The 25697-nt window shown below is 52.0% G+C and carries 25 protein-coding genes; 13 read left to right on the top strand and 12 right to left on the bottom strand.

What is annotated here, in order from left to right:
- Positions 1-40 precede the first annotated feature (40 nt).
- The 3 genes from QW71_RS28205 to QW71_RS28195 form a co-directional block, all read right to left on the bottom strand.
- Positions 41-2122 carry a penicillin-binding protein 2 gene (locus QW71_RS28205; protein ID WP_039307220.1) on the bottom strand — a complete coding sequence of 694 codons (2082 nt, stop codon included), beginning with the start codon at positions 2120-2122 and terminating at the stop codon, positions 41-43.
- Between the two features lie 111 nt (positions 2123-2233).
- A complete protein-coding gene (locus tag QW71_RS28200) occupies positions 2234-3376 on the bottom strand; it encodes a transglutaminase domain-containing protein (protein WP_039307218.1) in 1143 nt (380 codons plus the stop codon).
- A gap of 51 nt (positions 3377-3427) precedes the next feature.
- On the bottom strand, positions 3428-3871 hold the full coding sequence (locus QW71_RS28195) for a hypothetical protein (protein WP_039307216.1): 444 nt from the start codon (positions 3869-3871) through the stop codon (positions 3428-3430).
- A 256-nt stretch (positions 3872-4127) separates the two neighbouring features.
- On the opposite strand from QW71_RS28195, the gene QW71_RS28190 reads away from it, so the two are divergent.
- Both QW71_RS28190 and QW71_RS28185 read left to right on the top strand, forming a co-directional pair.
- A complete protein-coding gene (locus QW71_RS28190; RefSeq protein WP_039307214.1) occupies positions 4128-5303 on the top strand; it encodes an MFS transporter in 1176 nt (391 codons plus the stop codon).
- 181 nt (positions 5304-5484) lie between these two features.
- Entirely contained in the window at positions 5485-5835 is a 351-nt protein-coding gene (locus QW71_RS28185; RefSeq protein WP_039307212.1) for a DNA primase, read from the top strand.
- A 94-nt stretch (positions 5836-5929) separates the two neighbouring features.
- Here the strand turns inward: QW71_RS28185 and QW71_RS28180 are convergent, their stop codons facing one another.
- The gene (locus tag QW71_RS28180; protein WP_152679882.1) at positions 5930-6547 is read right to left on the bottom strand and encodes an SCO family protein; all 618 of its coding nucleotides are present in this window, start codon (positions 6545-6547) and stop codon (positions 5930-5932) included.
- 56 nt (positions 6548-6603) lie between these two features.
- On the bottom strand, positions 6604-7536 hold the full coding sequence (gene cyoE, locus QW71_RS28175) for a heme o synthase (protein ID WP_039307208.1): 933 nt from the start codon (positions 7534-7536) through the stop codon (positions 6604-6606).
- A gap of 258 nt (positions 7537-7794) precedes the next feature.
- Here cyoE and QW71_RS28170 point away from each other — a divergent pair, with 258 nt between their 5' ends.
- Together QW71_RS28170 and QW71_RS28165 are read left to right on the top strand one after the other, a co-directional pair.
- A complete protein-coding gene (locus tag QW71_RS28170; RefSeq protein ID WP_039307207.1) occupies positions 7795-8799 on the top strand; it encodes a metal-dependent hydrolase in 1005 nt (334 codons plus the stop codon).
- 573 nt (positions 8800-9372) lie between these two features.
- Complete coding sequence (locus QW71_RS28165) at positions 9373-9564, top strand: hypothetical protein (protein ID WP_039307205.1); 192 nt, start codon at positions 9373-9375, stop codon at positions 9562-9564.
- On the opposite strand, the gene trpS is transcribed toward QW71_RS28165, so the two are convergent.
- Positions 9561-10550, bottom strand: coding sequence for a tryptophan--tRNA ligase (gene trpS, locus QW71_RS28160; RefSeq protein WP_039307203.1), 990 nt, complete (start codon positions 10548-10550; stop codon positions 9561-9563). The two genes, QW71_RS28165 and trpS, sit on opposite strands and share 4 nt — an antisense overlap.
- 441 nt (positions 10551-10991) lie before the next feature.
- On the opposite strand from trpS, the gene QW71_RS28155 reads away from it, so the two are divergent.
- Both QW71_RS28155 and QW71_RS28150 read left to right on the top strand, forming a co-directional pair.
- Positions 10992-11963: an aldose 1-epimerase gene (locus QW71_RS28155; protein WP_039307202.1), complete on the top strand. Its 972-nt coding sequence runs from the start codon at positions 10992-10994 to the stop codon at positions 11961-11963.
- Between the two features lie 101 nt (positions 11964-12064).
- Positions 12065-12298 carry an alpha/beta-type small acid-soluble spore protein gene (locus QW71_RS28150; protein ID WP_039307200.1) on the top strand — a complete coding sequence of 78 codons (234 nt, stop codon included), beginning with the start codon at positions 12065-12067 and terminating at the stop codon, positions 12296-12298.
- Between the two features lie 117 nt (positions 12299-12415).
- Here the strand turns inward: QW71_RS28150 and QW71_RS28145 are convergent, their stop codons facing one another.
- Together QW71_RS28145 and QW71_RS28140 are read right to left on the bottom strand one after the other, a co-directional pair.
- Complete coding sequence (locus QW71_RS28145) at positions 12416-12826, bottom strand: hypothetical protein (RefSeq protein ID WP_039307198.1); 411 nt, start codon at positions 12824-12826, stop codon at positions 12416-12418.
- Between the two features lie 385 nt (positions 12827-13211).
- On the bottom strand, positions 13212-15011 hold the full coding sequence (locus QW71_RS28140) for a M3 family oligoendopeptidase (protein WP_039307195.1): 1800 nt from the start codon (positions 15009-15011) through the stop codon (positions 13212-13214).
- A gap of 104 nt (positions 15012-15115) precedes the next feature.
- Between QW71_RS28140 and QW71_RS39345 the strand changes: the two genes are divergently transcribed.
- Both QW71_RS39345 and QW71_RS28135 read left to right on the top strand, forming a co-directional pair.
- Complete coding sequence (locus tag QW71_RS39345; protein ID WP_076248154.1) at positions 15116-15271, top strand: YycC family protein; 156 nt, start codon at positions 15116-15118, stop codon at positions 15269-15271.
- Positions 15268-15498 carry a hypothetical protein gene (locus QW71_RS28135; protein WP_039307194.1) on the top strand — a complete coding sequence of 77 codons (231 nt, stop codon included), beginning with the start codon at positions 15268-15270 and terminating at the stop codon, positions 15496-15498. The genes QW71_RS39345 and QW71_RS28135 overlap by 4 nt, the downstream gene beginning before the upstream one ends.
- Before the next feature lie 122 nt (positions 15499-15620).
- Here QW71_RS28135 and QW71_RS28130 read toward each other — a convergent pair whose 3' ends face one another.
- Complete coding sequence (locus QW71_RS28130; RefSeq protein WP_039307192.1) at positions 15621-16325, bottom strand: DUF2225 domain-containing protein; 705 nt, start codon at positions 16323-16325, stop codon at positions 15621-15623.
- A 27-nt stretch (positions 16326-16352) separates the two neighbouring features.
- A complete protein-coding gene (locus tag QW71_RS28125; RefSeq protein WP_039307190.1) occupies positions 16353-16736 on the bottom strand; it encodes a globin in 384 nt (127 codons plus the stop codon).
- Between the two features lie 428 nt (positions 16737-17164).
- Here QW71_RS28125 and ylbJ point away from each other — a divergent pair, with 428 nt between their 5' ends.
- From ylbJ to QW71_RS28105, 4 genes are all read left to right on the top strand, one after another.
- Positions 17165-18415, top strand: a complete 1251-nt coding sequence (ylbJ, locus tag QW71_RS28120) for a sporulation integral membrane protein YlbJ (RefSeq protein ID WP_039307188.1) — start codon at positions 17165-17167, stop codon at positions 18413-18415.
- A 79-nt stretch (positions 18416-18494) separates the two neighbouring features.
- Positions 18495-19292 carry an NAD kinase gene (locus tag QW71_RS28115; RefSeq protein ID WP_039307186.1) on the top strand — a complete coding sequence of 266 codons (798 nt, stop codon included), beginning with the start codon at positions 18495-18497 and terminating at the stop codon, positions 19290-19292.
- A 216-nt stretch (positions 19293-19508) separates the two neighbouring features.
- Positions 19509-20690 (top strand): copper amine oxidase N-terminal domain-containing protein, encoded by a 1182-nt coding sequence (locus tag QW71_RS38320; RefSeq protein ID WP_083442761.1) that lies wholly within the window; start codon positions 19509-19511, stop codon positions 20688-20690.
- Positions 20691-20724: 34 nt separating this feature from the next.
- A complete protein-coding gene (locus QW71_RS28105; RefSeq protein WP_039307184.1) occupies positions 20725-22176 on the top strand; it encodes a S41 family peptidase in 1452 nt (483 codons plus the stop codon).
- A 165-nt stretch (positions 22177-22341) separates the two neighbouring features.
- On the opposite strand, the gene QW71_RS37390 is transcribed toward QW71_RS28105, so the two are convergent.
- Positions 22342-23118 (bottom strand): YutD family protein, encoded by a 777-nt coding sequence (locus tag QW71_RS37390; RefSeq protein WP_152679881.1) that lies wholly within the window; start codon positions 23116-23118, stop codon positions 22342-22344.
- Between the two features lie 333 nt (positions 23119-23451).
- Positions 23452-24357 (bottom strand): lipoyl synthase, encoded by a 906-nt coding sequence (gene lipA / locus QW71_RS28095; RefSeq protein ID WP_039307183.1) that lies wholly within the window; start codon positions 24355-24357, stop codon positions 23452-23454.
- 223 nt (positions 24358-24580) lie between these two features.
- Between lipA and QW71_RS28090 the strand changes: the two genes are divergently transcribed.
- Positions 24581-25696, top strand: a complete 1116-nt coding sequence (locus tag QW71_RS28090) for a M23 family metallopeptidase (protein WP_039307181.1) — start codon at positions 24581-24583, stop codon at positions 25694-25696.
- Position 25697 lies beyond the last annotated feature (1 nt).

The raw sequence follows: 25697 nt of genomic DNA, 5'->3' as shown, positions 1-25697 counted from the left end.
AGGACAGCACCGTTTCAGCGGGAAAAATAATATAAACCTCTTAGTTCACAGTTGACTCTTGTTCCTGCGCTATTGGCGGAAGATTTTTTTTGGGGACTCCATCGAGCCCGTATTCTGAGTCATAGGCTTCAAATATTTTGCGGGCCACCGGTGCAGCACTGTTCGATCCAAAGCCGCCTTCCGGAATAATCACCGCTACAGCAAGCTTGGGATGCTCGCGCGGAGCATAAGCAATGAAGACTCCGTTGTCACGGACCGCACCGTACGCATCCATTTCAGAGGTCCCTGTCTTGCGGGCAAAGTCATACGGGAATCCGTCAAACACCTTGACCGACGTGTTCATCCCCTGCTTGATCTCCTTCCAGTACGAAGGATCAAACGTAATTTTGTCCAGAACTTCCCGTCCGAATTCCTTAACCGTATGGCCTTCGGCATCTGTAATCCTGCTGACCAGCTGCGGCTTGATCCGTTCCCCTTCATTGGCAAGCGTCGCTGTATACTGGGCAAGCTGCAGTGCGGTATATTTACCTTTCTGACCGAAGGAGGCAAAGACTAACGCCGCCTGGACAGAGCCCGCTTGCTTCGTGTTGATATAATCGGCAACTCCGGCACTCTCACCCGGCAGTCCACTCTGTGTCGACACCCCAAGTCCGAAGGCCTTCATATACTTGTCCCATACCGCGATTCCTTCACCCTGATACTTCTTATACAGTGCATTGCCGACCCAGTCTACCATAAAAGCATTGGATGACTCCTGGATCGCCTTGGCCGGATCAAGCGGCCCCAGAACGTGACCGGAGGAATTGCTCACTGAGGAACTGTCATCTTTGCCGAAATACGCGATTCCCTTGTCCGTATACGTATCGGTGGTGGTGAACAATCCTTCATTTAGACCAATTAACACACTTAACGGTTTGATCGTGGAACCCAGGAAAATCAAGGACTTCAGCCCATTGCCTGAGAAGCCGGAGATATTCTCATTAATCGTCCCGTTCTGGTAATTATCCTTGATCTTATCGTACACTTCCGGCAGCAGCTTCTCGGCATTCCAGACATTCGTATCATAGTCAGGCATACTGGCCATGGCTACTACATTGCCTGTATCCACTTCCATCGCAACCGCATACCCGGTTAGGGCATCCGGATGATATTTGCCTTGGACCGGATTGGTATGCAGCCAGCTGATCTGATCCATAATGGCCTGCTCTGTCTTCATTTGCACGTTTTTATTGATCGTCATCCAGACATCATTGCCTTTGACAGGCGGAACAGATGCAATGACTTCCTCGGCCATATTCTGCGGATTGACGGAGAGGGTCTGATAACCATTTTTGCCCCTAAGCTCGCGCTGGTATTGTTGTTCGAGACCGTAGATACCGACAAATTCATCTTCCCTGTAAGTCAGGCCGGGATCAGCACCCGTTTGTTTCATGGCATTACGGATATTCTTGTATATATTATAGTCCTCTGTAGAACGGAACAGCTTCATATAGCCTACCGTCTGAACTGCCACTGTATCCTTGTCATAATGGCGGACGCTTTCTTCCACAACAGCTACCCCAGGATAGCTTTCCTTGTTCTCCATGAAATGAGCGATTTCCTTCACCGTCAGCCCCGTCTTGATTTTACGCGGGACATAACCAAGCGATTTCTTATAATCAAGATCCAGCAGAGCAAGGATATCCTCCTGCGAGAGTTTTTTGGCGGAAGGATCACCATATTCATTAAAAACTGACGTGAGCCGCGCCACCAGTGACTTCGTCCTTGCCTTGGCTTGAGCAGTGAAGTCGTATACTCCGGTGTCCTTATTCTTGGCTTTGGCTGTATATTCTTTGGTTAAAGTGATATATAACGACTGAATGGATGTGGAATAGGCAAGTTTCTCACCGCCGGCAGCATGAATAATTCCCCGGATCGCCGCAAGCGGCACATCCTTGGTCTCCCGGCTGGCCTCGACCTCAGTAAGCTCAGGACTCTCCACAAACTGCAGCCCTGCAAGACGGATAATAATGATGCAGAAAATAAAAAAAGTGCCGAAGAAAAACAGATTTATGCGTAAACTCAGGTAGTTTCGGGCAGAACCTCCATCCGGGCGGGAGCCCGGCTTACCGAACCATCTCACAGCGTGTCCTCTCCTTGTATGTTATGCAAAACCGTATATCCGGCAGTCCACAGGCAGAGCTCTTCTTACACGCTGTTATTGTACCATAGATGGAGGAGCTCCCGCTTCTTGTCAGAGGATGTTTTCCTTGATATGCGTTGAATCGAAATCCTTGGTATTGAACCAGTTACCGCTGCTGGCCCAGGTAGAATCCAGCGGAATCCAGGCTTCCCTGCTGCTGATATAGACCTCATTCCAGGCATGGGGACCATAACCGCCCTGCCCGTCATAGCCCCTGCCGGTTACAACCCGCACCTGAAGGCCCTGCGAACGGGCCATCATGGCATAGAGGCGGGCATAATCTATACATACCCCCAGCCGGGTATCAAAGGTATCCTGCGGAGTCTGCTCATGCCAGATCCGTTTCTGCTCATAGTTCTCTGCCTTGGTATAGTCATAGGTGATGCGTGAGCCAATCCAATCATAGAGCAGCTTGGCCTTCTCTTCATCCCCGTCAGCCTGTCCGGCAATATCTGCGGCTGCACCGGCGATGTCCGCGGAGATATCATGGTCAATCACTTCATATTTGCGCCGCAAAATATCATTCATCTCGGCGGCTACCGCCTTGGTCAGCACGGGAAGCTTACCCCGGACCTGTTCACCGGCCAGCGGCTCAAATACCGCTGCCGCACTCTGGCTGTAGATCGGCGAGGACTCCACGTAGCGGCTGAAGCCGCTGTCCGGATTCAGCCCTACGCCGATGTAGAGCGCGAAGACCAGGACAAGTGCGCGGGCAAGCCCTGCAGCGAAGCCGAGAACGGCACCGCTCAGACGGCTGGCCCCCGTAATCTTCCCTGTAGTCCTTGAAGAAAAGCGCGGCAGCCGGAAAGGCAGGAGCAGGAACAGCAGACCCAGCATTAGGCGGATCAGACTGTAGGACAGAAGGAGCAGGAGCAGGAACCGCACAAGCGGAGAGTTCGCCAGCACCGATACGGCTGTGTAATACACCTGCTGCCACTGGCTCAGCCGGATGTCAGGGAGAACAACGCCTGATGCCCACTCCCCGGCTAGTGGCGAGAGGTATACAGCGGCCGGAACCGCCATGATCAGGGCCGCGATCGCCATTATTCCTGAGCCGAGCAGTCCGAACAGCCCTCCGGCCGCTCTTTTGAAGCCCCGGCCCCATCCCTGCAGCACTGAGAACAGCACGACCACCAGCAGGACGATCGAGATGATATTGGCCTCACTAAGACTATCTATCCAGCTGTTTAGCATCTCTCTCGCTCCTCCTTCTGCGGCTATTTAGCCCTTGGTTCAGCTGCACTTTTATTTGCCGGCCTGTTTCCGGGCTTCGTCGATAAATGTTTTGGTAGTATCTGTTACACTCCACTTTCCAAGACTGACCCCGCGGAAGATCACTTCAACCTTATCCTCTGCGGCGGAGCCCTTCACTTCGAGATTCGGAGTCGTAATTGTAAAAGTACCGTCACCGCCGGAGGTATACACTGCCTCCTGCGCTTCCTTAAGCATAACTTCCTGCGCTTCGTTCTTCAGCGTGCTGACCGTCCCGTCCGCCACTTTGTTAACAGCATTACCTATCTGATCCATGGTCACCCCGCTGTAGATGAACAGGCCTGCAACGATAATGATAACAATTGCCCATTTCAGCACAGTCTTAACGAGATTAATTACTGCAAACAGCAGGACAAGCGCAATAACGATAACAAGCCAATTCTCTCTGATAAATTGTGACCACACTGCCGGATCCATCAATTTCACAACACCCCTATCGCAAATTTCGCCACTCCGGGACTCCTGTCCCGTCAGACATATTATTAATAATAATTATTATACATGAATGCCTCTTATAATTCATGGTTCCCGGGCTGCAGAAGCGCATACAGCGTTTGGTCAAGAAAATGGTATAAGCCCCCTCCGGCGCACGTAAAGTACAAGTAGGCCGTTTCTTCTAAGTGAATTCCGTTCCATTACTCATCGGCTGGCCACCAATCTGGAGGTGTTACCCGTGAAAACCGCGCTGTGGCTGTATCTGTTTCTGTTCCTTGCCTTCTTTGACTTGCATGCCCAGTATCCCATTCTGACGCCGTTTGCCATGTCTTTGGGAGCTGGGCCGGCCTTCATCGGCTGGATGATGGGGATGTATTCGCTGACCCACCTCCCCGGCAACCTGCTGGCCGGTGTACTGGTTGACCGCAACGGCAGCCGCCGTTACATCGTCTTTGCCCTTACAGCAGCCGGGCTAATTCTGCTGCTGCAGGCCCATGCCCAGCTGCCCTGGCATCTGCTGCTGCTGCGCGCAGCAAGCGGCTTCGCGCTGGCCTTCCTCTCGCCTGCCTGCATGACCCTACTGGCCTCCCTCTCCTCTGACCCGGCTACCCAGGGCAAGTACATGTCAGGCCACGGGATCATCCACACGCTGGCCTCTGTGGTCTCACCGGCGGCCGGTGCGTTTATCGTGGCCAAGGCCGGCTATTCCGGCACCTTCAGCACGCTGGGCTGGCTGCTGATCCTGACTGGTGTGATGGCCTTCTTCAGTGTCCCGAAGCATTCTCCTGCACTGGCTGTACACAAACCCGCTCTGCCGCTGCCGCAGGAGAAAGCGGCGAATCCACTGTCAGCCGATATTCCAGTCTCTAAGCGCTACTATCTGCTGCCCTTTTTCGTATCCTGTTCCCAAGGGGTACTCTTCTTTGAACTTCCGCTGTCTCAAGGAAGCGGCGGAATGATTTCGACCGGAATTCTGCTGTCGCTGCTCAGCCTGGGGGCACTACTGACCCTCAGCCTGTTCTTCCTGAACCGGCTGGCACCTGGCATCCGCATTGCTGCCGCCCTGCTGGGAATGGCAATCTGCTTCTTCAGTCTGGCCGCCTTCCGCAGCATCCCGGCCGGAATCGTTCTATTCATACTCGGTGCAGCAAAGGGTGTGTTATTCCCGGCCATGGCTTCCCTGTTCATCAGTCTGGGCGGTGCAGGCCGGATGGGCCGTACCTTCTCGCTGCAATCCATCGCCATGTCGCTGGGGGCATTTGCCGGGCCGGTAGCCGCCGGACAGCTGCGGGACTATGTCTCCCCTTACTTCATTGCCTTCGTGCTCCTGATGACAGCCCTTCTGCTGCTTCCCCCCGGAAGATCCGGCAGTCCCGCTGCCTATTCTCCGGGTTTGAACAGCCATGCCGCCTGATTCCAGCCGCATTCGCCAGCAATCACCCGCATTTTTCCTGCCGGGTGATTGTTTGTTGGATGGCGTTTGTTTTTACGACATTTCCCGGGGAATGAATACATATTGCTCTTTGAACTGTTAAAATTGGCGAAGCTTAGGTACAATATCGTCATAACCAACTACGATCCGGGAGTGAGCACCTATGTCTATTACCATTATTGTCGAAGGCAAGAATGACCGCAGCCGGCTGAGACGGCTGCTCGCGCCGGAGGTCGACATTCTGTGCACTTTCGGCACCTTGAACACTCTCAAGCTGGAATCCCTGCGCCGCACTGTCGGTGATGGAGAAGTATACCTGTATATGGACAATGACAGCTCCGGCAAAAAAATCCGCGGCGTACTGCGCGATGCCTTTCCCGATGCGGTGCATATGTATACCCGGCGGGGTTATGCCGGTGTCGAAGGCACTCCTGACGAGTACAGCATCACCCAGCTCGAAAAAGCCGGCCTTGAGGAATATATTCTCTATCCGCAGCCGTTCAGTAACAACTAGCTGCTCTGGTCTATAGTTCAACACCAAAAACGCCTTGCCGGTCCCTCCTTAAATGGAAGGAGTCCGGCAAGGCGTTTGGTTTATTCGGGCAATTCTATTCACGGGCCAGCTTCTTAACCGATTCGGCCAGAAACTCCGGAGTCACATTCTCCGTATCCCCGGCATCGTATAATCCCCTGAGGCGGTTGGTCCGGTCTACCAGACCAATAAGGTTGGCATGGGCGAAATCATCCTTACTGTTGCCGTAGATCAGAACCTTGAATGATTCAGCCGCCAGCTTGCGCACCTGCTCCTGATCCCCGCGCAGGAAATACCAGCCGTTATAATCGGCATGAAACTTGTCGCCAAATGCCTTGATCGCTTCACGTGTGTCGTTCTCCGGGTCAAAGGAAATGGAGACAAATTCAATATCCTTGCCGAAGCTGCCATCCTTCACCAGCAGATCCTGCGTCTGTGACAGCATGTAAGTAGTAATAGGACACACATCCGGGCATTCGGTGAAGAAGAAATAGACCAGCCTTGCTTTGCCTGCTGTATCCGCCAGGCTCACCTGCTGTCCATCCACATTCTCCAGAGAGAAGTCCTGTACCTCCCCGATCACCGGCAGCTTCTTGTCTCCGAAGCTGAGCGAATTCACTACCAGATAGACAGCCATAATTACCGCCGCCAGCAGCATCAGCCAGGTCCATTTATAGCGTTTCAAGGTCTGCACAGGACCCCTCCCCATTCATCATAAGAATCCGTACTTCCACCGTGTGTATCTAAAATTTAACCGTGGATCGTATTCAATACCAGCACAATCAGACTTATGGTCAGATAGTTAATGGAGAAGAAGAAATTTTTCTTGGCCCAGGCATCATCATCCTTCGCCTTAAATCCGGTTAAGGTTAAATAGAGCCAGGCCAGCGACAAAGCTGACGATACAATGAGATAAAATATTCCTGCATAGTCATACATGTACATCAGTACAGGAATAGGCAGCAGCAGTGCCACATAAGGGATCATCTGGAACTTGGTGCGGCGTGTCCCTTTGACCACTGGAAGCAGCGGGAATCCTGCGGCCCTGTACTCCTCTTTGCGGCGGATACCGAGTGCCCAGAAGTGGGGCGGCTGCCACAGGAAGAGCATGGCGAACAGCAGCCAGGCACCAAGGTCTACGGTTCCGGTAACAGCCACATAACCGATTACAGGCGGCATGGCACCGGAGATGGCTCCCACGGAAGTGCTCCAGGTAGATGTTCTTTTGAGCCAAAGGGTATACACTACAACATATACGAACATGCCGACGATGCCAAACAGTCCGGCCAGTACTCCGCAAAAAGCAAACAGCACAGCCAGGCCGGCAATACCCAGCCCAATGCCGTACAGCAGCACTGTCTGAGGCTTCAGCCTGCCTGTAGGCAAGCCCCGCTCACGGGTTCTTTCCATCTTCATATCCAGATCCCGGTCGAAATAATTATTGAAAACACAGGCAGAGGCCATTACCAGCATTGTGCCAAGCAGGGTAAGGATTAATCGCCCATACTGTACATCCCAGCCTGAAGCTACCCAGTAGCCTGCAAAAGCAGCGATCAGATTGGAACGGATAATACCGGGTTTCGTCACCGTAATGAAGTCGCGCCAGCTTGCACCTTCGGGTGGAGACTTGGCAGACATTGATGCGGAATCGGAAGAAGCTTGATATCTCAATTGATTGTCCACGTATGGTGTTCCTCCTTCTAAGGACTTCTTAACGTTCCGCCGGAGCCTGAGTAACCGTTCGACTGTACCCTGGATAATATTACTCGCTCCGCTATTAACTTTATCATAGCAAACTGGGAAAGACTTTGACAATCATTGACCATGATGTTCATCAATTCGACAATTACGTGACAATATTTATTTCCTCCCCCCTAAATAACTGGACGCTAAATTGGGTAGTTATTAATAGAGAACTTCCGTACAAAGGAGATCTGGCCAATGGATACCGCTACACATTTTGTTATGGGACTGGGACTCGCCGGTCTGTCGTTCGTTGATCCTTCAGTCGCCGCGAATGGTACACTTGCCGGTGCCGTGATGGTCGCTACTGTACTCGCTTCTCAGGCACCGGATGCCGATACTGCGCTGCGGCTGAAGGACAACGCAGTTTATATCCGCAATCACAGGGGAATCACCCATTCCCTGCCCTTTTTACTGTTATGGCCGGCTCTGATCACAGTGGTCATAGGTCCGGTCTTCGGATTAACGGATCTCCATGCCTTAAGCCATATTGCGCTTTGGAGCTTCATCGGCGTTGCCATCCATGTGTTCTCGGATCTGTTCAACACCTATGGGACCCAGGCGGCACGCCCGTTCACCGAGAAATGGATTGCCTGGAATATTATCCACATCTTCGATCCGTTCATCTTCGGCAGCCATGCGGCAGCGATCATTCTCTGGATTAGCGGGATTGTGCCTCCGGCGCCCTTGTTCATTACCCTATACGCAAGCATCGTCTTGTATTACATCTGGCGGACGCTCGTACATGCGCGTATCACACGCAACATCAAGAACAAGGATGTGCACCATAATGCTGGTGACCGGTACTTTGTCATCCCTACGATTTCGCCTACACGCTGGAACGTGGTCAAAGCCAAGCCGGATGGCAGCTACTACGTCGGACTGCTGAGCAATGGCAAGCTGGAATGGTTCAAGCATGCGGTTTGCTCCACTCACCCCGCTGTGGAACATTCGAAGTCCCATCCGGATATTCAGGCTTTTCTGTACTTTACCTCTTACGCTGTCGCCGAGGTCGAAGAGCTGCCCTCTGGTTATATTGTACGCTGGGGGGATGTTCGTTATTTACACCGTAAGCAATTCCCGTTTGTTGCAGTACTGGTCATGGACAACCAGTATCATCCGCTGAATACTTATGTAGGCTGGCTCAGCAGTGAGAAGCTCGATGAGCGCTTCGCCATTGATCCGGGGACAGTTAAGACCTAGCAGCGTAAACAAGGCTATATCCTGAAGATGGATGGCATCCGCCCATGCGGATGCCATCTTTTTAATTTATACGGGCAATGAGTTTAAGTTCACCCTGTATGGTCAGGCCGGGATGCTGAGAATGTTGTATATAATGCAACTCTGAGCCTTAGATACTGGGGTAACTTTAAGAATTGTTGTATGAAATACAGGAATTCCCCCGCTTAGCGGCTATGAAGTAGGAAAATGATGCCTTTTGTGCAACAATTTTCGATTAGGGGCGATTTAATAAAGGAAATGTTGTATTCTGTGCAGGATTCCGTCATCGGACCTTTACTGGTTCTAAAATTGCAGAGGGGAAGTCTAAGATAAACATACATATCTCAAGCTAAGCTTATCCAGCAGGTTAAATCTTCCTGAGGTCTAATTCTCTTGCCGCCTCTTGACGCCCCGGACCGCATAAGGCACAATCACAATAAAGCGGTTACAGTTTATACTTCTTACTTAATGATATGAATTGAAAAATCCCGGGGTGCAGAAAGCACTCCGGGACTCACTCCACCGCTATTGCAGCAGAAAGGAAGGCTGGAACATATGGGTAAAGGTCTGTCACTGTGGTTCGCCTGCTCTTCAATTCTCATACTTACGGCAGCTTCCATTTCAATCAGCTATAACATCTGGCTGGCGCTGCTGCTCGGTGCCCTGTGCGTGTTCAATATCGGCTGGGGCTTCATCATCAAAGCCCGGCTGAGACGCAAGGCCGAGCGCAAACTGCCCTCCTCTTAACGGTACGGCAGGAAGCCCATCCGTTCCTTCACGCCTTCCAGTGTCCGGGCAGCACTGCTGCGCGCGCTTTCGGCACCTTGAGCCAGAATATCGCCAAGTGTGCCTGAGCTGCGGATCTCATGGTATCTCTGCTGGATGGGTTCAAGCAGGGCGACGATTACTTCGCCAAGATCTTTTTTGAAGCCGCCGTACATTTGCCCTTCATACTTGTCCGCTATCTGCTGAAGGCTCATTCCTGAGCATTCGGCATAAATACTCATCAGGTTGCTGATCTCAGGCTTATTGGCCGGATCAAATACCACTTCGCGTCCTGAATCCGTGGTTGCGCGGCTGATCTTTTTGCGGATGACATCCGGCGGATCGAGCAGACCGATTCTGCTGCCGGCATTGGGGTCGCTTTTGCTCATTTTTTTGGTCCCGTCATCCAGAGACATAATCCGCGCTCCGACTTCAGGAATATACGGCTCAGGAATAGTGAAGAAATCACCGAACCGGTGATTGAAGCGCCCCGCCAAGTCGCGGGTCAGCTCCAGATGCTGCTTCTGGTCTTCACCCACCGGTACCAGATCGGCGTTGTAGACCAGGATATCTGCAGCCATCAGCGATGGATATACGAATAATCCGGCTCCTACGGATTCTTTGCCGGCCGATTTATCCTTAAACTGCGTCATTCGTTCCAGCTCACCCATAGCAGTCAGTGTCGTCAGAATCCATCCCAGCTCAGCATGCTGAGGCACGTGGGACTGCATGTAGACATGGGAGATGGCAGGATCAATGCCTGCAGCCAGATACAATGCAGCTACCGATTCTGAATTCTCACGAAGGGCAGCGGGGTCTTGGGCAACCGTAATGGCATGCAGATCCACCACCATGAAGTAACATTCATATTCCCTTTGAAGCTTGACGAAATTCTTGATCGCTCCGATATAATTTCCGAGTGTGAGCGAACCGCTGGGCTGAATCCCCGATAATACTTTTTTAGCCATGATCTTTATCCTCCATCATCTGTTTATTCCGTTTGCGTCAGGACGCAAAAAGGCCCCACATCCGCAAGGGACGTGAGACCGTGGTACCACCCTTATTCGCTGCTCCTAAGTTATCCCTGAAGGACAGGCAAGCAGCCTTAGCTTCCGTTAACGGGGAAGAGCCGGCCGGTCTACTGAAGGCTTATGCAGCCCGTTCGATCGCGGCGCTCAAGGGGCCATTCGGTCAGAGGTGCACCACCGGTTCACATCAGCCACCGGCTTTCTGAAGGTACAGTCCATGCTTACTTGTCCCTGTCATCACGTTGTTGTCATTCATTGTTGCCTTCATCATAGAGCGTGCCGGAGAAGTTGTCAAATCTCTAACCACCGCCGAATAAATCTGGTATGATAAGGATATTCGTGTATGATCTGATTACAGTTTATCAAAGGAGCATATCTCTTATGAAACAGGTGACCAAAGGGCAGTGGAACGGTTATGATACGTACATTTTGCATAGCCGTGAGCTGGAAGTCACGCTTTTGCCCCGGCTGGGGAACAATGTAATTTCCTTATGGGACCGTAAGGAGGAGCGGCAAATCCTGCGCCAGCCTGATGAAAGCGACTTGGCTTTTTATATTCAGAAACCTTATCACTTCGGCATTCCGCTTCTGGTACCGCCCGGCCGTATCCGAGACGGGCAGTTCGCGTTCGATGGCACCAGCTATCAGTTCGACCGGAATTCAGGCGATCATCATATTCACGGCCTGCACCGTACCCAAGCCTGGTGTGTCAGCGACATTGAAGAAGACGAAGAAGGCTGCGCGGTAACAACCGAATTCACAACTACGGATGATCCGGAGTGGATCAGGCAATTTCCCGAGCCGCTGAAGCTTGAGATGACATTCCGCCTGCAGGGGCCCGACCTGATGCAGACACTCAAGGTTACCCATCTGGGCGGCAGACGCATTCCATTTGGTATCGGCTATCATACATGGTTTATGCTTGACGGCACACCTGAACGCTGGAGCGTAACTCTCCCTGTCCAAAGCGTTTATGAGCTAAATAATGAACTCCTGCCTAGCGGGCATTTATTGCCGCTCGGTGAACTCGATAGTCTTAACAGCCATATGAACCTCCAAGGCAAGAATCTGGATACGGCCCTGAGGATGGATGATCATCAGCCTGCCGAAGCGTTACTGATGCGCGATGACGGCTATGGACTTCGCTACTCTGTGGACAAGGAACATTTCCGCCACTGGGTTCTCTATACCAAAGGAGAAGCTGACCAGTTCCTCTGCATCGAACCACTCACCTGGCTTCCTGATGCGCCGAATCTTCAGCAGGACGCTTCCTTTACCGGAATGGTTACGCTCGAACCGGGCCAGACACTGGTGCTCGGCAGCAGCTTGCAGATGATTTATCCCGGCGGGTAAATTTCATATAATTACCAGCCTCTAAACCTTCGAAATTCGTGCATGAATTCTCCCCCTAGCGCTCATACTATCTTCACAACGGGCGAAGGAGGTGAACAAACATGGGTCAAGCAGGTCAACAAGGTCGTGGTAGCCGTTCTAACAACCTGGTCGTTCCTCAAGCGAATGCAGCGCTGCAGCAGTTGAAATATGAAGCAGCACAAGAGCTTGGAGTAACTATCCCGGCTGACGGTTATTATGGGAACTACACTTCCCGCGAAACCGGTTCTTTGGGAGGATACATCACCAAACGTCTGGTGCAACTGGCAGAGCAACAACTGTCCGGTCGTTCGTAGTAACAGCCTCATCATAAGTATCCGGCCAAGCCGCATAGCTTAGGCCGAGCAGCTTCACAGCCCTCCCGCGCAGGGGGGCTTTTTATATGGATATGCAAAGATATATATAATCGGTAATCAGCCAAAGGACTGGTCGGAGACATCGCCATGGTTACTGCGGGGGTAGCGGATCATCAGGTTAGCCATATTGTAATTAGACTCCAGTGTCGCATCCACCACCACCATCCCCTGGCGGACGGCAAATTCATAGCTGATCTCACCATGAGTCCAGCGCTTCTTGTACTTCAGGCTCTCCAGAGCCATCACCCGGAAAGAAGATTGCTGACCCGCAGTTAATCCTTCCGGCTCCGCTGCATAGCTCCCGCTGCGCCCGGCAAGCGGATTATGGCGGATGCCGAACTTGCCGATGACGTTATTTCTGATTTGCACAAATACGATACCGGAAGTCAATCCTGACAATTCTTCCTGCAGTTCCTTAAACACCAGATCGATTTGTCTTGCCAGCGATAGTTGTTCCGTCCTCAACATACATATCCTCCTAGAAGTTTTGTGGGTGATACAAATTCCATGATTCAGCTTCACAAAAGCCGCTTCGTAACCTATGGCTTAAGTTTTGTGTGGGTAAAAATACAGAGTAGTAAAGTATCAGTCTAACAGCCCTTATATAAGGCTTTAGGCACATTATAGGTCACTAATTAAACGCATACAACATTATTCAACATAATTGGGTTATTATCCCTACGTATGCGCAAATTTCTTAATATCATTAGCTAAATCCGTCCTTTAATCGCCCTTTTTCGACAAAAACACAACTAAAAAACCCCTGTATCCAGGGGCTTTGCGTATTCATACCATATTCTACAGCTATTGTTTTACTGCAAAAAATTCAATTCGCCTTATTTCCGACAAATTCTTAGGCCAGATGCGCTGTCATTTCCAGGAATTCATTAATATCTGCAGCAATCAAATCTGCGGCCCCCTGCCAGAAGTCCGGCTTGGACAAGTCCACGCCAAGATGCTTCGACACCAGATTCTCCAGTGTCATGACTCCGGTATCCTTCAGCAGGCTGTCATATTTATCAGCAAAGGATGCGCCTTCCTGCAACGCAAGCCGGTACAGTCCGGTACTGAACATATATCCGACGGTGTAAGGGAAGTTATAGAACGGCACATCCGTGATATAGAAATGAAGCTTGGAGGCCCAGAAATGCGGGTGGTACTCCGAGAGCACACCGCAGAAGGCCTCTTTCTGCGCTTCTTCCATCAGGGCAGACAGTTCTTCCGCATTCACCAGACCCTCTTTGCGTTTCTCGTAGAAGCGGGTCTCAAACAGGAAGCGGGCGTGAATATTCATGAAGAACGCCACGCTGTTCTGAATCTTCGCTTCAAGCAGCGCCAGCTTCTCTTCAGCATTGCCTGCAGATTTCACCTGTGCATCAGCCACTATGACTTCGGCGAAGGTTGAGGCCGTCTCAGCCACGTTCATGGCATAGTTCTGATTGAACAGCGGCTGGTCATCCAGCAGGAACGAATGATAGGCGTGACCGAGCTCATGCGCAAGCGTAGATACATTGGACGGAGTACCGCTGTAGGTCATAAAGATGCGCGATTCTTTGCTCTCCGGGAATGATACGCAGAATCCCCCGGGGCGTTTGGCTGCACGGTCTTCGACCTCAATCCAGTCATTGTCGAAAGCATGTTCGGCGAAGTCCGCCAGCTTCGGACTGAATTTGCGGAACTGGGTAACGATGTCGGCTGCCGCTTGTTCATAAGGGATTTTGCCGGAGGACTTGCCGACAGGCGCTTCCACATCAACCCAGGCCAAGGATTCCAGACCAAGAAGCTTCGCCTTGCGCTGCAGGTAGGACACAATCGCAGGCTTGTTCTTCGTAATAACCTCCCACATCACATCGAGCGATTCCCGCGTCATACGGTTAATGCCAAGCGGCTCCTTCAGCACATCCTCCCAGCCCCGGCCCTTATACAGCTTCAGGCGGAATCCGGCCAGATGGTTAAGGGTATCGGCACAATAATCAGCAGCACCGGCCCAGGCCTCTTCCCATTTGCGGAACATGGTGCTGCGGACTTCAGGGTCCTCGTCATCCAGCTTGTTGAAGGCTTGGCCGGCAGACAGCAGCTTCATGCCTTCTTCATCCTCAAAAGGAATCTGGACCCGGCTCACGATCGTTTCGTAATGCTCGCTCCAGCCATGGTATCCGTCAACTGCCAGTTCAAGCGCAAGGCTCTCAAGCTCCGGACTCATCTTCTCACGGGCCTGATCACGGCTCTCGCTGAGCACGAAGTTCAGCGGGGCAATCTCCGGCCGGGCCATCCATTCAGCCCATACCCCGTCCGGAGTCTGGCGCAGCACATTGTCGAATGAAGAGCTGACGCCCTCAAATCCCGCCCGCATGCCAGTTACCTTGGACGACAGCCTTACAGCCCCTTTGTCCTGCTGATTCTGGGCTCCCAGACAGCCGGTGAATTCTGCAGCCTGCGTGAGGCGTCCGGCACAGCTCTGCAGCAGTTCGATCACACCGTCCAGCGACTCCGTAGAAGCAGCATCGGTTGGCGCAACTGCCGCAGCGACCTGCCGGCGCAAGCTTTCAATGTCTTCTTCCAGATGGTTCAAAAAACTCTCAAACTGGGGGGAAGCCGAACCTCCAGGGAAAATGGATTCCAGTTCCCATGTCAATGATAAAGGCTGTTTCATGTATTCTCACCGTTCCTTTGTTCATATTGGTTTTCTTTGTATTTGTGCTGCAGCCATGGTAAAGTGAATTACGATAGTCCACCAATGTTAAGGAGGCCACCCTTGTGAAGCCACTGCAAATTTCGCCGGAAACGGCCATTACGTTATCCAAACAACTCGGCGTTCCGCTGGAACACCTGATGCATATGCCTCAACATATCCTGCTGCAAAAAATCGCCGAACTATCCAAGAAAGCAAGTACAGAGCAGGACAAGGAATGATTCCCTTTAGCCATACCTGGCCTTATGATATTATTCTGGGAGACATGTACGTGCAATACTGCCCGTTCTGCGACCAGGAGAATGTTCTTCTGCCTATGAAGCCCAAAGAGCTGCAAATCGTGCGTGACGGCAAAAAAAAGCTGCTGGTCTTCCCCTGCTGCAGTGCCAGCCCCACGGTCATCGACAATGACGGGGACTATCTGCTGTTCGACCGGGCTGTCCGCTAAGCAGCGGAAGACAGTTCCCCCGCTTCAGTCACCAAATACAGGCGTATGAGGAGTTTTCTCTTCTACGCCTTTTTGGTGTCCGGATGACTCCGGACCGACATTCAAAATCCAAGTGCGGTTCTCTATGTAGCCGACGGAAGCCCGTCCGGATCAATCTCTTCTCCGCGCATCTGCTCCCGCAGAATAGCCCACTGTTCACGTGAAGCGCGGATCATAGCCGCATCTGAAATTCTCTGGTCATTTATCACGCGGGAGAACCACCTCACAGCCACAGCGAAATCACCGACACGGCGGTTAAGCTCCCCGATCAGATACATCAGACGGGCATCATTTCCTCCCGAGGAATCATTCTCGAACACCTTCACATACTCATTAAGCGAGTAACGCAAGAAACGCTGCTCCTGTACCGTATCCCCTTGATAGCGGTATAGCCAGGCAATATGGTGCAGCAGACTTGCAATGATCCGTTCCTTGTCCTTGATGCTTTGTGCGCAGATCAGAGCCAGCTTGTAAGTCTCCAGAGCTACCTCCCAGCTGCGCTTGTCCCCGAAGTCACGGGTTACCCAGCGTCTGCCCACCTGCGCTTCAAAAGATTTGCGCTGCCATTCCACCAGTTTGTCTGCTGAATTCTCCGTGGATGCGAAGCCGCACTTCGGACAGACACGCACAACATAATAGTCAGGATTCTCATCCTTGTAATACGAGCAGAAATCAGCATCACGGCGGATGGCTTTTTTGAGACTGGGACGTACTCTGGATGTTGAAAATTCATGTTCGCAGTTGCAGCATACAACTTTAATTGAATACAGGGGTATTAATTCCGGCAAAACGCCCTCATCCTTTCACAGCAGCTCTTATTCATGGGGCATATTGACAAAATGATGCGCAGGACCCGCCAGCCGGCTGAGTACGAACGAACGCAGGGGCTCTTCCACACCGGTCTCTTCAAGTGCGGCCTTCATGCAGTTCAGCCAGTCATCCGCCCGTTCCGGAGTGATGGGAATATGCATATGCCTGGCTCTCATCATGGGATGGCCGTGCTGCTCCGAATAAAGTGCAGGACCACCAAAAAACTGGCTTAGAAACTGATATTGCTTCTCCAGTACAGGAGTAATATCTTCAGGAAATAACGGACCTAGCTGCGGGTGGAGCTGTACCTTGGAGTAGAACACTTCCACCAGACGATGAACTCCCTCGGCACCTCCCAGGTTGTCAAACAGACTCTCATTCGAATTCATTGGAGGCTTCAGCCTTCTTCCCTGTTAATCTGACAAGCAGTTATTTTATTATACCAAAAAATAAGCTCCACAGTTATCCCTGCCTTAAGACATGCATCCTAAGGGAAAAAACACAAAAAAAGGCGCCAAACCTAAGTTCAGCGCTCGTTAACTACTGTAGTCAGTAAGTTCTAAATTCTTCATCACCAGGCGGGACAAGAGAGACCCGGATTACATATACAAAAGCACAAACAAGAACTCCGGCAACTACACTCATCACCATCACTCCATCCCTTAAATCAATCTTGATCAGATGTGCATTAATTAATTTTATAATATCATAATTCCGGTGAAAAAGCACCGGTAAATGTAACCGCTTTCCTCGTTATTTTTGTGCTGTTTGTCCCACTTCCGGCATACAACTAAGCATAGAATTGGAGGTGCCATCGATGACACTGAACAAAATTGTCGGCCCGCTGCTCGGTATCCTGCTGGCGGGCTGCATGCTGCTGATGCTGATCCATCCGTCCAGCTCTCTGGATGCGGCACTTCGCGGGCTGGCTGTCTGGTGGGACGTGCTGTTTCCTTCATTGTTCCCCTTCTTCGTCATTTCCGAAATCATGCTGGGCTTTGGCATCGTCCATCTCTTCGGGGCGCTGCTTGATCCGCTTATGCGCCCGCTCTTCAATATACCCGGCAGCGGCGGATTCGTGGCTGCCATGGGATATGTGTCAGGATATCCCGTCGGCGCCAAATTAACCGCCAAGCTGCGGGAGCAGGGAATGATCAGCAAGGTGGAAGGGGAACGGCTGGTGGCCTTCACCACCTCCTCAGACCCCATTTTCCTGCTTGGCGCCGTATCCGTCGGGTTCTTCCATGATGCCTCCCTCGGGCTTATCCTCGCCCTTGCCCATTACGGGGGCGGATTCATCGTCGGCCTGCTGATGTCATTTCATGGCCGCAGCAGACCCGGGGACTCCGGGACAGCTCCCACTACGCCCGCAGCCCCCTCATCTGCAGCCCCGTCAGGACCAAGTTACGGCAGACTGCGCACCGCGATGAATGCCATGGCTGAAGCCCGCCGCAAAGACGGCCGAAGTCTCGGCGAACTGCTTAGGAACGCCATCCAGTCCTCGCTTCAGCTTATTATTGTCGTTGGGGGGCTGGTAGTATTCTTCAATGTGCTGATGGAGCTGCTTGCCCGCGCCGGAATTATGTCCATGCTGTTCAGTACCACCGGCCAGCTGCTGTCCCTGGCCGGATTCCCGCCGGGGCTCTCGGCCGCTCTGGTCAGCGGGTTATTCGAGGTGACACTCGGCGCCCGCTCGGCCGGAGAAGCGGCTGCAGGAATTCCGCTGCAGTTCAAGGTGGCCGCTGCAGCGTTCATCCTCTCCTGGGGCGGATTATCCGTTCACGCCCAGGTAGCCAGTATACTGAATGGCACCGGACTGCGTTACCTTCCCTTTATGGCCGCACGGTTAGTGCATGCCCTGCTCTCTGCCGGACTTGTTCTTCTGCTCTGGAAGCCGGTGGTCAGCTCAGGACTGGCCGGACAGTGGGGCGCACTGCCCGTTGCCTTCGGCCTGGCTTCACCGGATTCGGCCCTGATCAGCAGCATCAGCCTGCTCTGCCTGCTGCTGGCCTGCATGCTTGTGCTGTCGCTGCTGATGCTGCTGGCGGGCAGTCTGCGGCGTTTTTAAAAGATTCAAATATTGTGTTCCGGGTCAAGATTGATTATGATCGGTGTATGACTGAATCATACAAAGGAGCCTGTACATCTTGAGATATTATGTTCTGGACCGCGGAGATGAATTGTCCATCCAACTAGCGGAGCAATTTCACAAGCTGGCGGCGGAGCGGGATTTGGAGCTGGATGCCAAGTCTCCGGAAATTGTGATATCGATTGGCGGCGACGGCACCATGCTGCATGCTTTTCATACGTTTATCGACCAGATTCCTAATTTGGCTTTTGTCGGTGTGCATACCGGGCATCTGGGCTTCTATGCGGACTGGCAAGCTGAAGAGCTGCCGACCCTGATTGATTATATGTGCGGAGATATTGGGCCGCATAATCCACGCATGGTGCAGTATCCGCTCCTTGAACTGGAAATTCACAAGAAGTCCGGTTCAAGCTCGCATATTGCCCTGAACGAATTCACACTTAAAGGCGTAGACGGAACGGTTGTCATCCAGATTGATATTAACGACGTAACCTTCGAAATGTTCCGCGGTGACGGTATTTGCATCTCTACCCCCTCCGGCAGTACCGCCTATAACAAAAGTCTGGGAGGCGCCATGGTGCATCCCACGATTGAGGCGCTGCAGATTTCGGAGATTGCTTCGATTAATAACCGGGTATTCCGCACGATGGGTTCGCCGCTGCTGCTGCCCAAGCATCATCACTGCGATATTTTCTCGCGCAAGGATCAGCGTCTGCTGCTGACCGTGGACCATAACAATATTCCTGTGGATGATCTGATCTCTGTACGTTGCCAGGTGTCCGACAAAAAAATCAGTTTTGCCCGGTACCGCCCTTTCCCTTTCTGGAACCGTGTCCGTGAAGCGTTTCTAGTGTAGGATTTCTGGGGAATAGAACGATATCCGAACCAAATGATACGTCTGCTTTCCATTGCTCTTACAGCCGGAGATGCCCCGCCTCTCCGGCTTTATCATGCCGCCTGCCCGGAGTCCAGCTACCTGCGGAGCATCTTCATAAGAAATGGACAGAGGGAATTTTCAAATGGTATAATGAACCTATTTTACAAAGTTTGCTAATTAAAAGGAGAGAATCTATTGAAAAAACTACTATCCCTCATTGGCGTGAGCCTGCTGGCCCTCGTACTGGCCGTTCCCGCTTTTGCAGCAGAAAAACCTATCAAAGTCTACATAAACAACAGCAATCTTACCTTCACCGCCGGAACCCCTTATCTGAAGGATAATACGGTGCTGGTGCCTTTCCGGGTTATATTCGAGAAGCTCGGGCTGCAGGTGCTATGGGATTCCAAGACAGGAACAGTTACAGGGACAGGGACAGGCCTGAATATCAGCCTTAAGGTCGGCAGCAAACGTGCTACTGTCAACGGTACGGTCAAGCAGCTTACGGTTGCTCCGGTATCCACGGCAGGTACAACTTACATACCGCTGCGTTTCATAGCTGAAGCCACCGGCGGAACAGCCGTCTGGGATTCAGCCAGCCGGAGCGTGAAAATTACCGTACCGCAATCCTCCTCCAGCGATGAGAAGGATATTACAGCACTCATTCAATTATCCAATAAATATTATAATGAAGAAAAAGCCATCAGCTTCTACTCCCTGGTAGATTCCGAATCCGACAATATGGAATCTGTAACGGATATGAATTCCCTGTTCGAGCTGTACGACCTCAAGAATACCATTACAAGCCTTAAGATTCTGAGTCTTGCCGGAGACGAGGCTACTGTCTACACTGTCGAAAGCTCGGTTAGAACCGGCGGTTATTATATCCCGGATGAGCAGTTCGAATATTTGTACACACTGGTCCGTAAGGACGGGTCCTGGAGAATCTCCGGAATGGAGGTACAGGAATCCACTGTGCTGCTTACACGCGAACAAGGCATGAAGCAGGCGGTGCTTCCACAGGGTGACGCCACAGTAATCAAGGATAATCTCAGCAAATATTATCAGAATATGACTACCCAGAATGTTGATGGAACCATGGCATTAATGACCTCTTACGGTGAGGAATATGACGCTGCCAGTGCAGCGGATCTGCAGGATCTTTTCGATTCCTATGATCTCGGCTACTCGCTGACGAATGCGAATATCTACTATTATGCGGCCGACGAAGCTGCGGTTTACACGGAAGTATCTATTAAAGACGGTGAATCGGGAGAGAGCTACACCCAGTCCCTCATCTTCATTCTGAGCAAATCGGAAAGCGGCGCATGGACCATTGACGACACTTATCACATCAGCTTTGATAGTGCGCAATCCTAGAATTTCAAAATATATCAAAAGGATGTATGAACTTATGAAATCAGCCAAAATCCTTACTGCAGTCCTCAGCGGCTGCTTGGCTTTATCCATCGCTTGGGCTCCTGCCGCTTCGGCCGCAGACGCTGCTGCTTCCACTGAAGCAGTGCAATCCTCCAAAACGGATATCATCAATGAAATTATGGAGTATCTTGAGTACTACAATGTGGAGGGTATTGATCAGGATACGCTTATCCGTGGTGCGATTGACGGCATGGTAAGTACGCTGGATGATCCCTACAGCCAATATTTCGATCAGGCGGAAGCCGCGGACTTCGGCCACGCGGTTGATCTGGAATATGTCGGCATCGGCGTCCGGCTCGTATATACGCCCAAAGAACTCTACATTGAAGAAGTGATGAGCGGTTCCCCCGCAGAGAAAGCCGGTTTGAAACGCGGGGATATCATTCTTAAGGTCAACGGTGTAAGGGTAGATGATACGGCAGGCGATGAGCTTGCCGGCGCGTCCGGCACGAAGGTCTCTCTGCTGATCCAGCGGAACGGCGTTAGCAAATCCTACAGCGTTACCCGCAGTGAAATTACCACAACATCCGTTACCAGCACAATTATCGGGTCCAAGGTTGCCTATATTGCCATCAACGGCTTCACACAGACCGCTGACGAAGAGTTCTCCACAGCGCTGGATAAAATGCGGGCAGCCGGAATGAAGTCACTGGTGCTCGATCTGCGTGACAATACAGGCGGCTACATGGATAGCGCCCAGAATATTGCCGCCAAGTTTATGGATGCCGGTATTATGATGTACACCTCCGATCAGAGCGGCGTACTGACACCTGTAACGATCACAAGCGGCAGCAAAATCGGCGTTCCCGTTGTTGTACTGACCAATGAATACACCGCCAGTGCTTCCGAAGCTTTGACCGGGGCACTTCGCGACAACAAACTGGCTACAATCGTTGGTACCCGTTCTTACGGCAAGGCGCGGATTCAGAGTCTGATTCCCATGTCGGACGGCGGCGAGCTGAAGCTGACAACGATGAAGTATCTGACTCCAAGCAAGGAGGATTTCAACCACATCGGACTCGCTCCTGATATTGAGATCAAGGGCAAAACGGCCCAGCTGATCACCGCTCTGCAAATCGCCGGACTGACTGGAATCACAGCCTCCGGTGACAATCATATTCTCGATATCAACGGTGCTGCTTTTGCCGGAAATGTCGGTCTGATCAAGCAGGGGGATAAAGTCTATGCCTCCTCCCGCGTACTGTCCGCGCTTGTAGAGAGTGAAGTAACCTGGGACGCGAAGAACAAGAAGGTGCTGATTACGACCGGAGCCGGCAAAAGTTCCGGATTCACCCTGGCCGCCAAAGAGGCGCTATACCAGGACGGCGAAACCTTCATCGAGCTGGGTGCCTTCAAGAAAAAGTTCCCGCTGCTTACGTGGAGCTACAACGCTGCCCAGAAACAGCTGAAATTATCGGTTAAATAATTGGACTTCATAGCTAAAATACAGCACTGACATCGAAAGAGTCCCTCCAGCCATGTGGCTGAAGGGACTCTTTAAGTTATCGGCAGCGCCTAAGCGACACTGCGGGAGAATGCACCGAAACACCGGAGAAAACCTGAAGAATAACCGCCCCGTGAACAGGCGTTGCTACCCTTGGCTGTTATTCGGATTCTGGCTGCTCTGGTGATCCTGTTTGTTTTGATTGTTTTGATTGCTTGGGTTATCCTGCTTGTTCTGGTTGCTTGGGTTATCCTGCTTGTTCTGGTTGCTCTGTCTGTTGGGATTGTTCTCTCTGTTCTCTTTGTTCTCTTTGTTCTCTTTGTTCTGCTTTTGATTATGTGAGTTGCCTTGATTGCCACCCTGATTGCCCTGCTGGCCTCTGCCCTGGAACTCTTTATGGTTCTTCTTGCCTTGCTCCTTGTTGCGGTGATTCCGGCTCTGGTGCTCACGCACAGGTCTGTCTTTGGCAGCATGCTCCCGGCCCGAACCGCCTGCATTATCCTTGTCCCGGTTCCCTCCCTTAGACGGGGATTCGCGGTGATCTTTCACATTCCCTGCCGACTCGGCAGCCTCCTGCTCCAGTTCTTCCTCCGTTCCCGGTTCAGGAACTTCCTTAATCAGAATATCCTTGAAGGTTCCCTCCTGCGGAGCTTCCTTCAGCTTGTGCAGCACAAAATACGCACAGCCAAAATTACAGTATTCATTAATATAATCCACCATGCCTGAAATAGCCGTATCCCGGTTCACCTTAGGGTGATTATCCCGGTAGAAGCCCTTCAGACGCAATTGGCTGTACCCCCAGTCGCCGATAATATAATCGTAGCGGTCCAGCACCTCGCTGTACCTTCCGCGAAATGCTTCCGGGTTCCAGCCGTCCTTATGATCGAGCATGAGCTCGTAACCTTTTCCACCTATAACGATCAAGCGTGTGTCGCCTGCCTTTCTATGAGAGGGTTGGGGGCGTTGATAAGCGGTCATTCCATGACTCCATCAACGCGGAGGGGTGGTGCAACCGTACACCCCAGGACCTCGCCGCTAACGCGCCATTGGTCCTTTCCCCTTCTTAACAACTGAAACCTGAAGCCATAACCTTAAGGCTAAAGCATAGAGCCAATTTAAAGCTAATACTTTAAAAAAGCATTTAAACCTACCCCTTGTGACTCCGTCACGAGGCAAATTTGCACAGCAAATTTTGGTAAAGACTAAACATTATAGAACGCACACAAGATAAAGCACGAGATAAACCAAAGGCCCCACTTAAGCCTGGGAAACCGAACGCGCCTCACGCGCAACCGCAGCAGACTTCACCTGATCATGCGCATGATAGGAGCTGCGCACCAGCGGACCCGCCTCCACATGGCTGAAGCCGCGCTTCATTCCCTCTTCCTTCAGCATAGCGAATTCTTCCGGCGGATAATACTTCTCCACGTTCAGATGTTTCGGCGAAGGCTGAAGATATTGTCCTAATGTCAATATATCACAATCTGCCGCTCTCAGGTCATCCATCGCCTGCAGAATTTCGTCCCACTCCTCGCCGACCCCAAGCATAATGCTCGATTTCGTTGGAATATCCGGCTTAATCTCCTTCGCACGGCGCAGCAGCTCCAGGGAACGGCGGTATTTGGCTCTGGCCCGGACACGGTCCGACATACGTTCCACGGTCTCAATGTTGTGATTCAGAATATCCGGATTGCTGTTCATCACGATCTCCAGACTCCCGCGGTCTCCCAGAAAATCAGGAATCAGCACCTCTACGCTGCACAGAGGAAGACGCTTACGAATCGCGGCCACCGTCTCGGCAAAAATCTGCGCGCCCCCATCCTTAAGATCATCGCGGGCCACGCTGGTAACCACACAATGCTTAAGCATCATCCCTTCTGCAGCTTCAGCCACACGTTCGGGTTCGAGCAGATCGAGTTCAGTCGGCAATCCTGTATTTACAGCGCAGAAACGGCAAGCCCGTGTGCAAATATCACCCAGAATCATGAAGGTTGCCGTACGGTTCGCCCAGCATTCATAAATATTCGGACAGCGCGCTTCTTCACATACGGTATGTAACGTCTTGGAACGCATCATGCCCTTAATTTCCTGATAATCTTCACCGGTGGTTAACTTGATTTTGATCCAGTCTGGCTTGGGCTGTTTGGCTGTTCTATTAGTCAAAATGATGAAACCCCGCTTTCGATCTGAATGTCATTTTCATAGTTAAAAGTTGCTGCCTCATATTATAGCATGTGGAATAGTCATTTGCCTGTTTTTGTGAACCTTTGGGAGGTAACGGATAAAAATAACGCTTTTGCTTCAATCTAAAGAAAAGCACCTGCAAGGTGCCATTTCATGAGGATGTATAGATAACTAAGCGTCCGGAACACAGGAGGTTGAGATTATGCCTGCCCTATTCAGAAGTTATAACACCCGTAGAACCCTTATATGCATGTCGGCAGCCGCCTTGCTCTGGGGCAGCAGCCCTGCTATGAGTACCCCCGCCCACGCTGCCCGTTATCATAAGCTGCCGGAGCTGACGTCCAGCGGTCCCGTAGCCGGAGACAGCAAAGAAGCCGCCGCCGCTGCCCGCAAAGGGCTCTATGAACAGATGAGTGCAGCAACCGGAATTCCCTGGTTCCGGTTCGCTGCGATTGATCAATATGAACGGTCTGTCGCCAAAAAGAAAAAAAGCCCTGCGGCGTCAGAAGCAGACCCCGCAGCAGCTCCGGCCCGGCTCACCGGTATCTCCATCCCTGCACCCGTATGGTCCGGACCCCTGAACCCTAATCAGGAGGATAAGTTCCCGGAATCCATCACCTTCTTCGGCGGCTTCGGCCGTGACGGCACGGGAGACGGCATTGCCGATCCCGGGAATGATATTGATGTGCTCTATAGCATGGCAGAGCATCTGCTTAAGTACGGCAGATCGGCCAGCGACTTCAGCATCGGCGTCTGGGAGTATTACCATAACGGCCGTGCAGCTCAGCGGATAGCCCAGTTTGCCAAGCTGTATGAGCATTTCGGGCGGCTTGACTTGTCAGGCAGCGCCTTCCCGCTGCCGATAGGTACGAACTACGCCTACCGCAGCACCTGGGGAACAGGCCGGAGCTGGGGCGGGGCGCGCGTCCACGAAGGGACGGATTTGTTCGCACCGCATGGCTTGACCGTCCGCAGCACCTGCTTCGGAGTGGTGGAGACCAAGGGCTGGAACCGGTACGGCGGCTGGCGGATCGGCATTCGGGATATCGAGAACCGCTACCATTATTACGCTCATTTGATGGGTTATGAGAAGTCCTTATCCCGGGGGGATATTGTGATTCCGGGCCAGACCATCGGCTGGGTGGGCAGCTCCGGATACGGCAGTCCGGGCACCCAGGGCAAATTCCCGCCCCATCTGCATTACGGGATCTACCGTGACCGCGGAATTACCGAATGGGCCTTCGATCCCTATCCGCTGCTCAAACAGTGGGAGAACCAGGAATTCCGGCAGCTCAAAAAAAGCAAAAACAAGAAATGAG

Source organism: Paenibacillus sp. IHB B 3415 (assembly GCF_000802655.2).
Lineage (GTDB): Bacteria > Bacillota > Bacilli > Paenibacillales > Paenibacillaceae > Paenibacillus_AQ > Paenibacillus_AQ phytohabitans.
Note: the sequence above shows the minus strand (reverse complement) of the source record. Positions and strands in the feature narration are given on the sequence as shown.

Excerpts from the sequence above, each read along its gene's own strand:
- QW71_RS28200 (WP_039307218.1), bottom strand. The coding sequence starts at position 3,376 with ATGCTAAACAGCTGGATAGATAGTCTTAGTGAGGCCAATATCATCTCG.
- QW71_RS28195 (WP_039307216.1), bottom strand. The coding sequence starts at position 3,871 with ATGGATCCGGCAGTGTGGTCACAATTTATCAGAGAGAATTGGCTTGTT.
- QW71_RS28185 (WP_039307212.1), top strand. The coding sequence starts at position 5,485 with ATGTCTATTACCATTATTGTCGAAGGCAAGAATGACCGCAGCCGGCTG.
- QW71_RS28170 (WP_039307207.1), top strand. The coding sequence starts at position 7,795 with ATGGATACCGCTACACATTTTGTTATGGGACTGGGACTCGCCGGTCTG.
- QW71_RS28165 (WP_039307205.1), top strand. The coding sequence starts at position 9,373 with ATGGGTAAAGGTCTGTCACTGTGGTTCGCCTGCTCTTCAATTCTCATA.
- trpS (WP_039307203.1), bottom strand. The coding sequence starts at position 10,550 with ATGGCTAAAAAAGTATTATCGGGGATTCAGCCCAGCGGTTCGCTCACA.
- QW71_RS28155 (WP_039307202.1), top strand. The coding sequence starts at position 10,992 with ATGAAACAGGTGACCAAAGGGCAGTGGAACGGTTATGATACGTACATT.
- QW71_RS28150 (WP_039307200.1), top strand. The coding sequence starts at position 12,065 with ATGGGTCAAGCAGGTCAACAAGGTCGTGGTAGCCGTTCTAACAACCTG.
- QW71_RS28145 (WP_039307198.1), bottom strand. The coding sequence starts at position 12,826 with ATGTTGAGGACGGAACAACTATCGCTGGCAAGACAAATCGATCTGGTG.
- QW71_RS28140 (WP_039307195.1), bottom strand. The coding sequence starts at position 15,011 with ATGAAACAGCCTTTATCATTGACATGGGAACTGGAATCCATTTTCCCT.
- QW71_RS28135 (WP_039307194.1), top strand. The coding sequence starts at position 15,268 with ATGATTCCCTTTAGCCATACCTGGCCTTATGATATTATTCTGGGAGAC.
- QW71_RS28125 (WP_039307190.1), bottom strand. The coding sequence starts at position 16,736 with ATGAATTCGAATGAGAGTCTGTTTGACAACCTGGGAGGTGCCGAGGGA.
- ylbJ (WP_039307188.1), top strand. The coding sequence starts at position 17,165 with ATGACACTGAACAAAATTGTCGGCCCGCTGCTCGGTATCCTGCTGGCG.
- QW71_RS28105 (WP_039307184.1), top strand. The coding sequence starts at position 20,725 with ATGAAATCAGCCAAAATCCTTACTGCAGTCCTCAGCGGCTGCTTGGCT.
- QW71_RS28090 (WP_039307181.1), top strand. The coding sequence starts at position 24,581 with ATGCCTGCCCTATTCAGAAGTTATAACACCCGTAGAACCCTTATATGC.